General features: G+C 69.7%; 15 protein-coding genes. 3 read left to right on the plus strand and 12 right to left on the minus strand.

Annotation, left to right across the window (positions count from 1 at the left end; genetic code table 11):
- Positions 1 to 10: 10 nt before the first annotated feature.
- The 5 genes from ACQ7HM_RS05215 to ACQ7HM_RS05235 all read right to left on the minus strand — a co-directional run bounded on the left by ACQ7HM_RS05215 (position 11) and on the right by ACQ7HM_RS05235 (position 5102).
- Complete coding sequence (locus ACQ7HM_RS05215; RefSeq protein WP_434215153.1) at positions 11 to 784, minus strand: acetoacetate decarboxylase family protein; 774 nt, start codon at positions 782 to 784, stop codon at positions 11 to 13.
- A gap of 90 nt (positions 785 to 874) precedes the next feature.
- Positions 875 to 2317 carry an MFS transporter gene (locus tag ACQ7HM_RS05220; protein ID WP_434215154.1) on the minus strand — a complete coding sequence of 481 codons (1443 nt, stop codon included), beginning with the start codon at positions 2315 to 2317 and terminating at the stop codon, positions 875 to 877.
- Between the two features lie 52 nt (positions 2318 to 2369).
- Positions 2370 to 2843: a winged helix-turn-helix transcriptional regulator gene (locus tag ACQ7HM_RS05225; protein WP_434215155.1), complete on the minus strand. Its 474-nt coding sequence runs from the start codon at positions 2841 to 2843 to the stop codon at positions 2370 to 2372.
- A gap of 54 nt (positions 2844 to 2897) precedes the next feature.
- Positions 2898 to 4169, minus strand: coding sequence for a GAF domain-containing protein (locus ACQ7HM_RS05230; protein WP_434215156.1), 1272 nt, complete (start codon positions 4167 to 4169; stop codon positions 2898 to 2900).
- Between the two features lie 63 nt (positions 4170 to 4232).
- Positions 4233 to 5102 (minus strand): SDR family NAD(P)-dependent oxidoreductase, encoded by an 870-nt coding sequence (locus tag ACQ7HM_RS05235; RefSeq protein ID WP_434215157.1) that lies wholly within the window; start codon positions 5100 to 5102, stop codon positions 4233 to 4235.
- A gap of 81 nt (positions 5103 to 5183) precedes the next feature.
- Between ACQ7HM_RS05235 and ACQ7HM_RS05240 the strand changes: the two genes are divergently transcribed.
- Positions 5184 to 5600: a YccF domain-containing protein gene (locus ACQ7HM_RS05240; protein WP_434215158.1), complete on the plus strand. Its 417-nt coding sequence runs from the start codon at positions 5184 to 5186 to the stop codon at positions 5598 to 5600.
- 10 nt (positions 5601 to 5610) lie between these two features.
- Here the strand turns inward: ACQ7HM_RS05240 and ACQ7HM_RS05245 are convergent, their stop codons facing one another.
- From ACQ7HM_RS05245 to ACQ7HM_RS05270, 6 genes are all read right to left on the minus strand, one after another.
- Complete coding sequence (locus ACQ7HM_RS05245) at positions 5611 to 6483, minus strand: DUF6282 family protein (RefSeq protein WP_434215159.1); 873 nt, start codon at positions 6481 to 6483, stop codon at positions 5611 to 5613.
- Positions 6480 to 7178 (minus strand): RraA family protein, encoded by a 699-nt coding sequence (locus tag ACQ7HM_RS05250; protein ID WP_434215160.1) that lies wholly within the window; start codon positions 7176 to 7178, stop codon positions 6480 to 6482. The genes ACQ7HM_RS05245 and ACQ7HM_RS05250 overlap by 4 nt, the downstream gene beginning before the upstream one ends.
- Entirely contained in the window at positions 7175 to 8260 is a 1086-nt protein-coding gene (locus ACQ7HM_RS05255) for an isocitrate/isopropylmalate dehydrogenase family protein (RefSeq protein ID WP_434215161.1), read from the minus strand. The genes ACQ7HM_RS05250 and ACQ7HM_RS05255 overlap by 4 nt, the downstream gene beginning before the upstream one ends.
- Positions 8257 to 9039, minus strand: coding sequence for a hypothetical protein (locus ACQ7HM_RS05260; protein ID WP_434215162.1), 783 nt, complete (start codon positions 9037 to 9039; stop codon positions 8257 to 8259). The genes ACQ7HM_RS05255 and ACQ7HM_RS05260 overlap by 4 nt, the downstream gene beginning before the upstream one ends.
- Positions 9036 to 9968 (minus strand): hypothetical protein, encoded by a 933-nt coding sequence (locus ACQ7HM_RS05265; protein ID WP_434215163.1) that lies wholly within the window; start codon positions 9966 to 9968, stop codon positions 9036 to 9038. Before ACQ7HM_RS05265 ends, ACQ7HM_RS05260 begins: the two co-directional genes overlap by 4 nt.
- Positions 9969 to 10227: 259 nt before the next feature.
- The gene (locus ACQ7HM_RS05270) at positions 10228 to 11517 is read right to left on the minus strand and encodes an MFS transporter (RefSeq protein ID WP_434215164.1); all 1290 of its coding nucleotides are present in this window, start codon (positions 11515 to 11517) and stop codon (positions 10228 to 10230) included.
- Positions 11518 to 11658: 141 nt separating this feature from the next.
- Here ACQ7HM_RS05270 and ACQ7HM_RS05275 point away from each other — a divergent pair, with 141 nt between their 5' ends.
- Together ACQ7HM_RS05275 and ACQ7HM_RS05280 are read left to right on the plus strand one after the other, a co-directional pair.
- Positions 11659 to 12573 carry a LysR family transcriptional regulator gene (locus ACQ7HM_RS05275; protein WP_434215165.1) on the plus strand — a complete coding sequence of 305 codons (915 nt, stop codon included), beginning with the start codon at positions 11659 to 11661 and terminating at the stop codon, positions 12571 to 12573.
- A 122-nt stretch (positions 12574 to 12695) separates the two neighbouring features.
- Entirely contained in the window at positions 12696 to 12902 is a 207-nt protein-coding gene (locus ACQ7HM_RS05280; RefSeq protein WP_434215166.1) for a tautomerase family protein, read from the plus strand.
- Here ACQ7HM_RS05280 and ACQ7HM_RS05285 read toward each other — a convergent pair.
- The gene (locus ACQ7HM_RS05285) at positions 12889 to 13848 is read right to left on the minus strand and encodes a LysR family transcriptional regulator (RefSeq protein ID WP_434215167.1); all 960 of its coding nucleotides are present in this window, start codon (positions 13846 to 13848) and stop codon (positions 12889 to 12891) included. The two genes, ACQ7HM_RS05280 and ACQ7HM_RS05285, sit on opposite strands and share 14 nt — an antisense overlap.
- Between the last annotated feature and the right edge of the window lie 15 nt (positions 13849 to 13863).

Consider the following 13863-nt stretch of genomic DNA (forward strand, 5'->3'; position numbering starts at 1 on the left):
GCTGAACCGTTCAGCGGATCCGGGGCGCGCCGAGGGTGACATCGCGGTAGGTGATGACGCTGCCGCGGTAGGCGCGGTCGCCGAAGAGTCGCCGCAGCGGTTCACTCCCGGTGGTCGCGACGGTCACGGTGGTCTCGGCGGTGGTGATGTCGAAGTCCGGGATGTCGAGGGCACCCGTGCGGGCCCGCGACCCGTCGGCGAACACCTGCTCCATGCCGCTCAGGGCGGGGACGATCACCGTCGACAGGACCGGCCAGCCGAGCGCCTTGGGGACGGCGAGAGCGCGAGCGGGCCCGGCGTCGCCGATGCGCACGCCCACCGACCACCCGTCGCCGGATGCGGTGAACTCGCTCGACTCCGTCGGGTCACCCGAGAACTCCGCCAGTACCTTCGGCAACGCCCAGTTCTCGCGACCGCCGCGCATCGTGGCCGCGGAGTCGACGGGCAGGAACGGGATGTGCCCGAACACGCCGCCGGGGCGTGCGTAGACGATGACGCCGCCGAGTTCGTTGTAGGTGCCGACCGGGGTGTGGCTGTACCGCACGGCGAAACCGACACGGAGAAGCGGTATCGCGAAGCGGGCCAGGGACGGCGGGAGGAGATCGCGGTCGGAGCGGCGGGCCTTCCCCGACCAGAACACCCCGTCACCGGCGATCGACCAGGGTGCGGGACTGCCGACGTCGGGCAGGGCTTCGTTCATGGCGGAGGTGGTGACACCCTCGGGGATGGTCGACGCCAGCCCTCGCCAGCGCGACTCGCTCGATGCGATGGGGTTCGCGACCACGTCGTCACTTCCTTCCGCCGGCGTGAGCCCCACGCCGATGTGGAACAAACTAGCAGAAACGTTCCATTGAGCGGGAGGGGTCGGCCGGACTCAGGTCGCGGGCACTGAGTGCGCCGGGGAGCGGCGGGGCGTCATCCCCGGTGCGACGACCGCCGCGACGACGGCGATCGCGGCGAGCGTCCACCAGGCATGGGTGAACGAGGTGTGGGCCGCCGCGTATCCGACCGGCGTCCCGAGGACGGCGACGATGATGCTGACCCCGAGCGCGGTGCCGATCTGGCGACTCATGTTGACCACCGCGCTGCCGGTCGCGGCCTGCGTCGGCGGGAGGTCGGCGGTCGCCGAGGACAGGATCGAGGGCAGGGCGAGGCCGATGCCGCTGCCACCGATGAGCAGGCTCGGCAGCATGTCGCCGACGTAGTCCGAGGTCTGGCCCACCGACGCCGCGAGCAGCAGCGCGCCACCGGCCATCAGTGCGCACCCCACGGCGACGATGACGCCGATCGGCACCCGACGCGTGGCGAGCTGGTGTCCGACGACGGTGAACAGCGGGACCATCAACGGTCCGGGCACCACCGCGAAGCCGGTACGGATCGCCGAGTATCCCCAGACCTGTTGCATCCACAGGATGTTCACCAGCAGAGAGGCGGCGAACGGGATCGAGAACAGGACAGCGGTGGCGTTCGCGAACGAGAAGGCGCGCACCCGCAGGAGAGCCGCGTCGATCACCGGCGACCGGTGGCGTGACGAGCTGACGACGAACAGGCCCAGCGCCACCACCGACACGATCCACGCGGTCAGAGTGCGTGGATCGGCCCACCCCCAGTCGGGCCCCTCGACCAATCCGAGCGTCAGCGCGCCGATCGACACCGCGAGGACAGCGGCGCCGAGCATGTCGGGGAACGGGGTCGGCGAGTCGTCGCGTGAACGCTCCACCACGATCACCGCCCCGACGAAGGCGACGATCCCCACCGGGATGTTCACGAGGAAGATCCACCGCCAGGACGCCTCGACCAGCATGCCGCCCAACGCCGGGCCCAGAGCGGCGGCCAATGCGCCGGTGGCCGCCCAGATACGCACCGCGCGAGCGCGGTTCGCGGGGGTGGCCGCCGCGATCACCAGGCCGAGGCTCGACGGGGTGAGGATCGCCGCACCCACCGCCTGCACCACGCGCGCCGCCACCAACCACCAGACACCGTCGCTCGCCGCACAGGCGGCACTGGCGACGGTGAACAGGGCGAGGCCGAACAGGAAGCTCTCCTTGCGGCCGAACCGATCCGCGAGGCGACCGGCCGGGACCAGCAGCGCGGCGTAGACGATCGTGTACGCGTTGAGGATCCACGACAGCTGGGAGAGCGGGATCGACTGCGACGGAGACGATCCCGCGAAATCGCGGCCGATGTCGTCGAAGGCGACGTTGACGATGAAGACGTCGAGGCTGGCCATGAACGCGGCCAGCGACAGGACGAACAGGACGATGCCGGGACGGCGGGTCGCGGACGCCTCGGGCGCCGCCACTCTGGTGTTGACCATAGTCGTCACGGTAGGCCCTGACTACAGTATGGTCAATACAGACATCGATCGATCAGCCGCGACGCCCCCGCCGCAGACGCAGTGCGTCGAGACCCACCTCATCGCCGCCTGCCGTGCGTACCGAGACGCCCACCCGCTCACCGCCCGCGTCGACGACCTCGACCGGTGGGCCCTGCGGTTGCAGGTGCCGGTCGCCCCACTCCATCATCGCCAGCACCACCGGGAGCAGATCGCGTCCCTTGTCGGTGAGGACGTACTCGTGCCGCGGACGCGATCCCGGCTCTTGATACGGGCGCTTGGCGAAGATCCCGTCGGACACGAGCTGCTTGAGCCGCGTGGCCGCGGCGGCGTCGGTCACGCCCACGCGCTGCGCGAAATCGGCGAACCGAGTGGTGCCGTAGAACGCCTCGCGCAGGAACAGCATCGCCGTGCGCGACCCGACGACCTCGAGTGCCTTGGCGACCGAACACTCCTCCGCCGACCATCGGCTGCGATCGGCGAGTGCCCCGTCGAGATTCATTGCCATGGGTCCCAGACTACGCTGGCTCTATACCGATCTGGTCAGACTCGGCGGGCCCGTTCAGCTGCTCAGCCCGAAACGCCTGTCCAACAGGGCCACCCGTCCCAGCGCCTGGGCATGGCCGGGATCATCCGGACCGATCGCGGCCGCGAGCGCCTGCCACGCCGCGGCGTCGTCGCGCCCGTGTACCGAGTCGGTCCACGCCTGCAACGCCCGTCGCTCGTGTCCGCGCATCACCGCCGAACGGATGTCGGCGGTGATCTCCTCGAACAGCTCCACCACGCCCGGCGCGTGGGACTGGGCCAGCAGACCTCCGCGGCCGAGCTCGTCGATCGCGGCCACCACATCGCCACCGCGCACCAGTTCGGTCATCCGGTGCACATCGGAATCGAGATGCACCCCGAGACGGTACGGACGCGACAACACCACGTCGGCACCGAGATCGCGTCGCAGCCGCGATATCTCGGCCCGCACCGTCACCGCGTCGACGCCCGAGTCGGACAGTTTCGCGGCCAGCTCCTCGGTGCCCAATCCGTGGAGATGGTGGGCGAGCAGCAGCAGGATCTCCGCGTGACGAGGGCTCAGCCGGTGGGTACGGCCGTCGAGCACCACCCGCAGTCCCGCGACGTCGGTCACCGACAGCCGCGCGTCGGGCGCGTCCTCCGTCACCGCGATCCGACCGAGATCCACTCCGCCGTACCGCATCTGCATCTCGATCGCGGCGACCACCGACCGGACGGTCGACATCGCGAACGGCGCCGCCACCTGCCGGCCCCCGGTGATGTCGAGGACGCCGATGACATGACCGGTCACCGGGTCGTGCACCGGCGCGGCAGCACAACTCCACTCCTGCACCGGCTCGGCGAAGTGCTCGCTCCCGACGATCTGCACCCCATGATCGACCGCGAGCGCCAGGCCCGGCGCATTCGTGCCCACCGTCTCCTCCGACCAGATGGCACCTTCGACGAAGTCGATGGAGGCGGCACGATCACGGGCGGCATGGTCGCCCTCGAGCCACAGCAGCCGGCCGACCTCGTCGGTGAGGGCCACCACGACGCCCGCGCCGCCGATGTCGTCGAGCATCAGCGAGCGCACCAGCGGTCGCATCGCGGTCATCGGGTGCGCGGCGCGGTAGGTGTCGAAGTCGCCCGAGGACATGTCGGCGACCGTCGAGCCGGAGGGATCGACGCCACGGCGCAGCGACCGCATCCAGGAGTCGCGGACCACCGAGCGCATCGAATCCCGCCTCGTGGACCGGTCGGCGAGGAACCGCTCGAAGGCCAGCCGGACCTGATCCGGCTGGTCGAGCGATCCGTTGGGTGCGCCTGCCACGGCCGCCATTGTGCCAGCACGACGGGGCGATGTGTGGCGCCCGCCACAGACCGCGGCCGGGCGTCAGACGGCGGAGCGGGCGATGAGTTCATCGGCGGCGTCGGTCGAGACCGCGCCGACGCGTCGCATGAACCGCGCGACCCGCGGCATCACCTCGGCCTGGCGGTGGATCGCGGCATGGATCAGCCAGCGCGCCGCCTCCGATGACGACAGGGCCGGCGCCTCGGTGTACTCGTCGGTCGGCGAGATCATCGGGGTCCGGACCAGCGGGAAGAAGACCGTCGTCACCGCGATGCCCGTCCCACGCAGTTCGGCGGCGATGCTGCGGCCGAACGCGGTGAGCGCCGACTTCGATCCGGCGTACGCCGAGAACTTGGGCATCGCGCCCATCGGGATACCCCAGGTGGAGACGTTGATGAACTGTCCGCTGCCCCGCTCGCGCATCGCAGGCAGGAACCCGAGGGTGAGCTGCACGGGTCCGAAGTAGTTGATCGCCATCGTGCGCTGGTAGTCGTGCAGACGATCGGTCGAGTCGAGGACGTCGCGACGGATGGAGCGGCCCGCGTTGTTGATGACGATGTCGGGGCAGCCGTGGTCGGCGGTGACCGCCTCGATGAGTCGGGCGATGTCGTCGGTGTCGGACAGGTCGGCGGGGATGGGGTGGGCGAGTCCACCGTCGGCGCGGATGCTCGCCGCCACCGTCTCGAGCTCCTCGGCCCGTCGCGCCACGAGCAGTACGTTCGCGCCGTGCTTGGCGAACTTGCGTGCCGCCGCCTCACCGATGCCCGAGGACGACCCGGTGATGAGGACGGTCTTGCCCTCGAGACCCTCGGCCGGGGCGCGGGTGAGGTCGACGAGGTCGCGCACCGAGCGCGGTCGCTGCATCGCGGTCCGCACCACGCGGTTGGTCAACGAGGTCACTGCGTTCGCCATGGGCAAACGGTAGACGACTGCCATCGGTCGATGTCATCGGCGGCGAGGGCAGGGTGTCCGATTCGCGGGCACACTGGACACATGAAGACTCTCCTCAACATCATCTGGCTGGTGCTCTGCGGATTCTGGTTGGCCGTCGGCTACGTCCTCGCCGGCATCGTCTGCTGCATCCTGATCATCACCATCCCGTTCGGGATCGCGTCGTTCCGTGTCGCGAACTACGCCCTCTGGCCGTTCGGCCGCACCGTGGTCCGGGACCCGTCGTCGGGCGCCGCGTCGGCCGTGGGCAACGTGATCTGGTTGATCTTCGCCGGCATCTGGCTGGCAATCGGCCACATCGTGACCGGTGTCGCGCTGTGCATCACGATCATCGGCATCCCGCTGGGCATCGCCAACTTCAAGATGATCCCCATCTCGCTGCTGCCCCTCGGGTCGCGCATCGTCTCCACCGACGTCCGCCTCGCGCCCCCGGTCACCAACCCGGCGGTGCGGTACTGACGCGACGCCCTCAGGGCGCGATGAGTGCCGCCGGTGTGGTGACGAGCAGGGCCCGGACGGCGTCGTCGTCGAGACCGATCGCGCGCAACCACCTGAGCGTCCACGGCAGCCAGTCGACGACGTCGACCGTGGTCGGCTGACCCAGATCGGAGCTGAGGAGCACCCGCGGATGCGCGGCGACGGCCTCGACGAACTGCTCGGGACGTTGTCGGTCGAGGATGTAGGTCAGTGCCGTCAGCTCGATGTGGAGGGCCTCGACATCGGCGAGATCGCGGAGGTCTGCGGCGGTGAGTCCCACCATGGGGTGCGTCGCGTGCGTCACCACGAGCCGCGACACCCCGCGGTCGACCGCCGCGTCGACGATCCGCAGCACCTCCTCGCGCGTGCTGTGACCGGTCGCGAGCACCACCGGCAGGTCCGCGCAGCACGCGAGGACCTCGATCGTCTCCCGTCGGAGCCGGCCGTCGGTGTCGCAGACGGCCACCCCGGCGGCGTGTGCCGCGATGTCCGGGTGGAACGCCGAGGCGCTCCCACCCGACCGGTGAGCGTGCGCGGTCACCGTCGGCAGGTAGACGACCGTGCGGGCCGGTGCATCGGGACCGTGGGCGAGGACCGCGGTGGTGACCGCGCGTGTGTCGAGCCCGCCCACACCGTGATTGAGGACGACCGATCCCGACACCGGCAGCCCGCGTTCCCGGGCCTCCCACGCCGTCGCCGTGGTGGGCACGAGATGGCTCTTCACCACGACCCAGCTCGACAGCGCGGCGTAGGCCTCCCCTGTCTGCACCACACTGCGGCGCCGCCGCAGGGTGTCGACACCGGCGTGATGGTGGAGGTCGACGAACGCCAGACGGTGCGGATCCAGCGTGACCGGTGTGGTCACCGCGCCGACGCCGGCTCCCACGGGGTCGCGTACCCGAACTGTGCCCGCGCCTCGTCGAGTCGCATCCCCGTCCGCACCGCGTCGGCGATCGCGCGTTCGGTCTCGTCGACACGCACCGCGCGATCGGTGACGGCTTCGGCGATGGCCTGCGGGATCCGGATCACCCCGTTGTCGTCGCCGACGATGACGTCACCGGAGCTCACCCGCACGCCGTCGATCACGACGTCGGACCCGATGGCGGACAACGTGACCCGGTTCTTGCCGCTCACCATCGACACCCCGGTGCTGAACAGGGGGTAACCGTGCGTACGGATCTCGGCGACGTCGCGCGCGGAGCCGTGGATCACGGTCCCGGCGATGCCGCGCCGGAGGGCCATCGAGGTGAGGATGTTGCCCCAGTTCGTGCAGTCGAGACTGCCGCCGTTGTCGACGACGATCACCGACCCCGCGGGGACGTCGTCGATGTAGTTCGCGGCGTTGTGGAAGGTCGCCCCCTCACGACCGCCGCTGTCGGCCACCGGCCCGTAGGTGACGGTGTAGGCGACCCCGACGGTGGTGACACCCGGTACACGACAGGTGATCCCGCGCAGGACTCCCGGGATGCCGAGGCTGTCGAGCGCGTCGGAGACCGCGGCGGTGTCGGTGTGTCGAAGGCGCTCGAGGATGTCGTCGAGCACGGCGGTGGTCACGGTCATGAGAGCTCCTCGATGATGGCCTTGGCGGCGACGCCGGTGGTGGCGGTCCCGCCGAGGTCGTAGGTGACCGCGGTCCCCGAGCGGATCACCGCACGGACGGCGTCGCGGATGCGGGTCGCGGAGTCGGTCTCGCCGAGGTGGTCGGCGAGCTGGGCGATGGTCAGGATCATCGCGATCGGGTTGGCCCGACCGGCTCCGGCCATCTTCGGCGCACTCCCGTGTACGGGTTCGAAGTAACACCCGCCGTCGCCGATGTTCGCGCTGCTCGCCAGCCCGAGGCCACCCATGACCCCGGCGCCGAGGTCGGAGAGGATGTCGCCGAACATGTTCTCCGCCACCACCACGCCGAAGCGTTCGGGGCTCTTCACCATCCACAGCGCGACGGCGTCGACGTTCGCGATCTCGGTGTCGATCCCGGGGTACTCGTCGGCGATCTCCTCGAGCCGTCCGCGCAGGAAGTTGCTGCTCTGGCGCAGCACGTTCGGCTTGTCGGCCAGCGTGAGGAGACGGTGTCCGCCGGAGACGGCCCGGTCGAACGCGAAGCGCAGCAACCGATCGATGCCGACCCGCGTCTGCAACCGCAGACTGACGCTGGAATCGGCGGCACCCGATGCGGCCGCGTTGGGGTGCCCGGAGACGAGGTCCCAGAGCTCACCGTCGAGACCGTGGTAGTCGAATCCGGCGTAGAGACCCTCGGTGTTCTCGCGCACCACCTCGAAGGCGAACGCGTCGTCGCGGAAGTCGGTGACCGGACGCAGGTTCGCGTAGAGCCCGAGACGTTGTCGCAGTTGGATCACCGGGGAGACGAACCGACGATCGGTACCGCGCAGGTCCGCGGGCAGCTCGGCCTCGGCCTCGCGCAACGGCTTGCTGGTGATGGCCGCGAGCAGGCACCCGTCGGTCCGGTCGATCAGATCCCAGGTCCGCTCGGGCACCGGATCGCCCTCGGTCTGCCAACAGCTCCACCCGACGTCGCCGAACTCGAGGTCCCAGTCCAGACCGGCCGCGGCGATCACGGGCAGGGCCGCATCGGTCACCTCCGGTCCGATCCCGTCGCCGGGAAGTACTGCGATCGTGGTCATGCCGCCCCCATGGTGTCGATGCGATGTGTCGGAAGATGCTGTGGCGCCGCATGGTCCGCGTCGCCTGCGAGATAGGCGCGCTGCGCCGCGAGGACGTCGGCGACCGCAGCGGCGTTGTCCCGGTGCGGACGCATCCCGGCGTCGGGGATCACGGCCGTCGCGCCGTGCGCGGGCACCCGGGCATGGCTCCGGGTCACCAGTCGCGACCGCTCCCCGACGATGCTGAGCACCGGGCCGGTGTGCGCGACGACGGCGGCGCTCACGTCGAGGTCGGTCAGCAGCGACATCCCCAGTTCGATGCGTCGACAGGCGGCATTCTGATCGGCGACGACCGGTGTCGCCACCCGTGCCGGTGCAGGCATCGCCTCCGACCGGACGAAGTCGTCGAGCGTCCACAGGGCGCCGGCCAGATTGCCCATACGCGCGTGGTGGGCGACGTCGCCGAGGCGCGCGGCGAGACGATCGTCGGCGACCGTCGGGGCGGAGAGCCCCAGCACGGCGATGTCACGCGGCAGAGCGGGAAGCATCGCCTGGGCGACCGCTCCTCCGAAGGCGTTGCCGCACAGCAGGCCCACCTCGGCCAGGTCGGGTCGTCGACGGATCCACTCGTCGGCGACGTCGGTGATCGTCATCATCGGGTCGTCGACGACGGCCAGGCTGTCGAGGATCTCGACCGCGTACCCCTGCTCGCCCAGCCATCCAGTGACCGGGTCGAAGAAGACGGGGTCGAAAGCGGGTTGGACGGGTCCGAAGACCACCGCGTGGCGACGGCGCCTCACGAGGCCATGCTCTGGAGATCACGCGCGGCCACCACGGAGTCGCGGTGGCTGCCACGGAAGTGTTCGCGCTGCTCGATCGAGAGGTCGAAGTGCCCCATGAGCAGATCGGTCATCGGCAGCGCCGGACGCGACTCGACGACCGATGCGGCGAGGTGGTCCGACAGCTCGAGCAGCACACCGAGATCCACCGCCGGCGACTCGATGGCCGGATCGCGGTCGAGGTAGGCGATCCACTGTTCGGCGATGAGGTTGCCTGCGCCCTTGCCCATCCCGAGGACCGAGGAGTCGATCCACGTCGCCCCGTTGCTCACCGCGGCCAACGCGTTCGCCAGGGCGAGGCCGAGGTTGTTGTGGGCGTGGAGACCGGTCGCGGCCGGGGCGACGGTGGACACGAGGTTGACCAGCGAGCTGACATCGGTGGGACGGAGGCTGCCGTTCGAGTCGGCGAGGTAGACGACGTCGGCACCGGCCTCGGCGAGTCGGAACGACATCTCGGCGATCTGCCGTGCCGACAGACGGCTGACCCGGGTCAGGTTGGCGCACACGGTGAAACCCATGTCCTTGGCCGCACCCAACAGGTCGAGATCGGCCGCCGACGACGTCGGCGACACGCACAGCCGGATCAGACGCGCGCCGGCCGCATAGGCCTCGACGAGGTCGGAGTGGTCGATGTTCTTCGGGTGTCCGATCAGACCGACGTGGTCGGCGCCGATCGTGTCGGCCAGTGCCCGCACGTAGTCGGGATCGCCGCGGCCGGTGAGGCCCGTGCTCTTGCTGGGGTCGAAAGATCCCTTGAGATAGGCGATCTCCACCCAGTCGAAACCCGATTCGACGCTGCGGCGCGCGTGGTCGAGGGCATAGTCGAGGGTGAAGTTGAATCCGTTGCGATATCCGCCGTCGCGCAGCGTCACATCGATGTTGGTGATCATTTGAGCCCTACTCCGCTTCAGAAGTGTTCGGTGGGTGTGCCACACGTTCTGCGGGAGGCGCCATCGCGTCCCAGGGAGAAGTTAGGAAAACTACTTGCTCACCACAAGCTTCTCGATCCGGGCGTGATTCAGGTCACCACGGGCTTCGTGACCAGGCGGTTAACAGGCGGTTCGGACCAGATCATCGCGCTGGTGAGGTGGTGATCCGCGCCGTCGGCGGATCGATCCACGCCTGCGTCCCCACCGATTCGTTTTCGCATCAGTGGTCGCGCTCGGCCAACCCGGCGATGAAAACGATCGCCGCGATCACCGAGGTGACACCGGCGAACCAGTAGAAGGTCTCGGTGATCCCGAGATGGGTCGAGACGAGACCGGCGATGATGGCGGGCACCGAGATCGCGATGTAGGCGATGACGAAGTAGGCGGCGAGCACCTCGCCGCGCTGGGCGTCGGGCGCGGCCTGGGTGACACGCCGGGTCCCGGACATGAACGCCAGCCCGAACCCCACGCCGGTGGCGACGGCACCGACGAAGAACACCGCCGAGCTCGAGGTGGCCAGCGCGATCGACGCGAGAACCAGACCGACGATGAGCGCTGCGGAGCCGACGAGCGCCGACGACCGCACCGACGCGGTCGGCCGGCTGAGGTTCCACACGAGCTGCCCGAGGCCGCCGACGCCCTGCACCGCGAGGATGACCAGGCCCGCCACCAGGTGGTTGTTGACATGGAGGAGCTCCTTGGCGATGGTTCCGCCGAGGGCGAGGTAGAGCCCGCCCACCGACCACGCCGCCGTCACACTGAGACCGCCGATCGCGAACTCGCGTCGGATACCCGCGGGCAGGCTCAGGCGCTGCAGACGGAACAGGCTGCTGCGGAGTGACTGTCGTGCCGCGACGGTCTCGGGGACCCAGATGGCGATACCGGCCAACACCAGCACCGACAGCCCGGCAACGACGAGGTAGGGGAGCACGAGACGGGCCGGTGCCCACTGCGCGAGAACTCCGGTCAGGACGGCCCCGAACGCGATGCCCGAGGCGGTGGCGGTGCTGTTGACCAGCGACGCAATGCGATGGTCGCGACGAAAGTGCAACTCCGACAACGCCGCTCCCGCGGCCCCGGTGAACACCCCGGTCGCGACGCCCTGGATGGCCCGGGCGACGTAGAGCCACGCGACGTTGTCGGCGAAGACGAACACCACCATGCTCAGCGCGAGGACGCCGATGCTGCCGATCATCACCGGCCGGCGTCCGATCCGATCCGACAGGCCGCCCATGGTGAGCAGGGCCAGCAGGACACCGCCGGCATAGATCCCGTAGATCAGCGTGACCGTCGTCGACGAGAAGCCCCACTTGGCCTGGTAGTCGACGTACAGCGGAGACGGCGTGCCGCTGGCCGCGAGCGCGAGTGCGGTCGCGGCGGTGACGAGCCAGAACGACCACCGCGACCGGGTGGGGGTCGGCGCCGGCGTCTCGAGTTCGGCCTCGATCAGTGCGGATCCGACGACATCGTTCGAGTCCGCGGGCGCGCTGGTGGTCGGTGTGGGTGCCATGGGGTTCTCCGATCGCGGGCGAGTCGACAGACGGGTCCGATCGGGATCGACGGTATCGGCGCCGGGACGGAGGAAGGTAAGACCCATTCGGGCTGCGGGCTATAGTCGAATGGCTATGACCACCCACGTGCGGAGCCCCCGATGAGCGATCTCGACGAGATCGCGTTCCGCCACCTGCGGTACTTCCTCACCGTGGTGCGCGAGGGCAGCGTGTCGGCTGCGGCCAAGGAGCTGCACATCGCGCAACCGAGCCTGAGCCATCAGCTCCGCAAGCTCGAGACGCGTGTCGGGGTCGAGCTCTTCGCGCGGTCGGCGGGAGGGATGGCCCTGACCCCCGCGGGTCGTCGCTTCCTCGAGGGCGTCGACTCGCTGCCGTCGGCCCTGCGTACCGCGGTCGACAATGCGGTGCGCACGAGTCACTCCTGGACGTTGGGAGTGTGTTCGGGCGTACCGGCCCACGTCGTCGAGCTCGTGGAGGTCGCGCTCGAGGCGCAGGCCCGCGACGTGGTCGCGACGTCGGCGCGGATCGAGCTGCGATCGGCCGGGTCCACGCGTCAGGCGACGCTGCTCGAGCACGGGGAACTGGCGTTCGGGCTGGCGCGCCTCCCGCTGGCCACCGACCGTCTCGTGGGCGCGGAGGTGTGGCGCGAGGAACTCGGCGTGGTGGTGGGCCGTCACCACCCGTTTGCCGAGCTCGACGCGGTGCCGTGGGAGCGGCTGGCCACCCAGCGGCTGCTCTGGTTCGACACCGCCACGGCACCGCTCTACGCGAGTTCGCTGCTCGCGGCGCTCGGTGTGCACGGGTGGGCACCCGAGTTGGTGGTCGCCGACACCAGCAGGCACATCCTGTTCCAGCACGTGCTGCAGACGAATCCCGATCTGGTGTCGCTGCGTCCACGTTCGGCCATCGAGCCCGATCCCGTCCTGCGCTGGAAGGCCGTCACCGGGGGACCGCCCCTCGTCGAACGCCTCGGTCTCACCGCGGCCCGGGGGACGACCTACGCCGAGGTCCTCGCACGTGCCTCGGCCGCGAGTCGGTGGATCGCCGAGGTATAGCTCCTTCGCTATGTGAGACCGCCCACACGGCGCGCACCTCGGCGAACCCGCTGTTAGCGTCGCAAACGTTCACAGGCGGGGCCGATCGGCCGTCGTCCTCACTCCCATCGCAAGGAACTGCCATGCCGCTGCTGCACATCGTCCAGACCCCCGGCCAGTCCCCCGAGGTGAAGAAGGAACTGCTCGAGAAGTTGACCGCCGTGTACGTCGAGGTCACCGGCGCGAAGCCCGCCAGCGTGTGGGCGACGATCGACGAGGTCGACAACGACAGCTGGTCGATCGGCGGCGAGACCCTGGCCGAGCGTGCGGCCAAGGTCAGCGCGGGCTGACGACGCTCGTGGCGCCGGGGCCGCCCGCGAACTGATGCCGTCGGGACACGATGAAGTCGCGGAACAGCGCCACCGGCGGCGGCAGTGTCCGGTCGCGCAACCACACGAGGCCGATCTCGCGGTAGGCGTCGGCGTCGACGAGTTCCAGCTCGGCGACGCCCGGCCACCGGGCGGCGGTCGGCGGCATCACGGCCACCCCGAGCCCGGTCGACACCAACCCTCGGATGGTCTCCGACTCGCGGCTGCGGAACACCGTCTGTGGACTGAAACCCGCTCTCTCGCACAGTCCGCGGACGATCGCACTGATCCAGTACGAGTCCGGGAAACCCACGAACGGTTCGTCACACACCTCGCTGAGCCGCACTCGTCGTTGCTCGGCCAGTCGGTGTCCTCGGGGCACCAGCAACCGCAGGTACTGGTACTGCACCGTCACCGACTCGATCTCCGGGGCGGCCGGTGGTGGTGTGAGGAGTGTGAGATCGATCCTGTTGTGACGCAACGCATCGAGCAGGTCCTCACCGCTGCCCTGGGTGAGATCGAGAAGGACGCGGGGATGGTGACGATGGAAGTCGCGGACCACCCTCGGCACGGTGTCGCCGCCCATGGTGAGGGGGAAGCCGAACGCCACCCGGCCGCGACCGGGGTCGACGGTGTCGAGCGTCTGGGCGATCCCGACCGTGATCTCGTCGATCGCCCGCGACACGTGGTGGGCGAACGTGCGTCCGGCCGGTGTGAGCCGGACCGACCGGCCCTGGCGCACGAAGAGCTGCGTACCCAGTTCTGCCTCGAGTCGGGCGAGCGACCGACTCACGGTGGACTGCGGAACACCCAGCGCCGCAGCGGCATTGGTCATGTGTTCGGACGCCGCCACGGCGGCGAACTGGGCGAGCTTGGGCATCAGGGTGGTGGCGTCGACCGGTGTCTCGATCTCGCTCTCATGCGTCATTGCATGAATGTTAGG

Source organism: Williamsia sp. MIQD14, assembly GCF_051025635.1.
Classification (GTDB): Bacteria; Actinomycetota; Actinomycetes; order Mycobacteriales; family Mycobacteriaceae; genus Williamsia_A.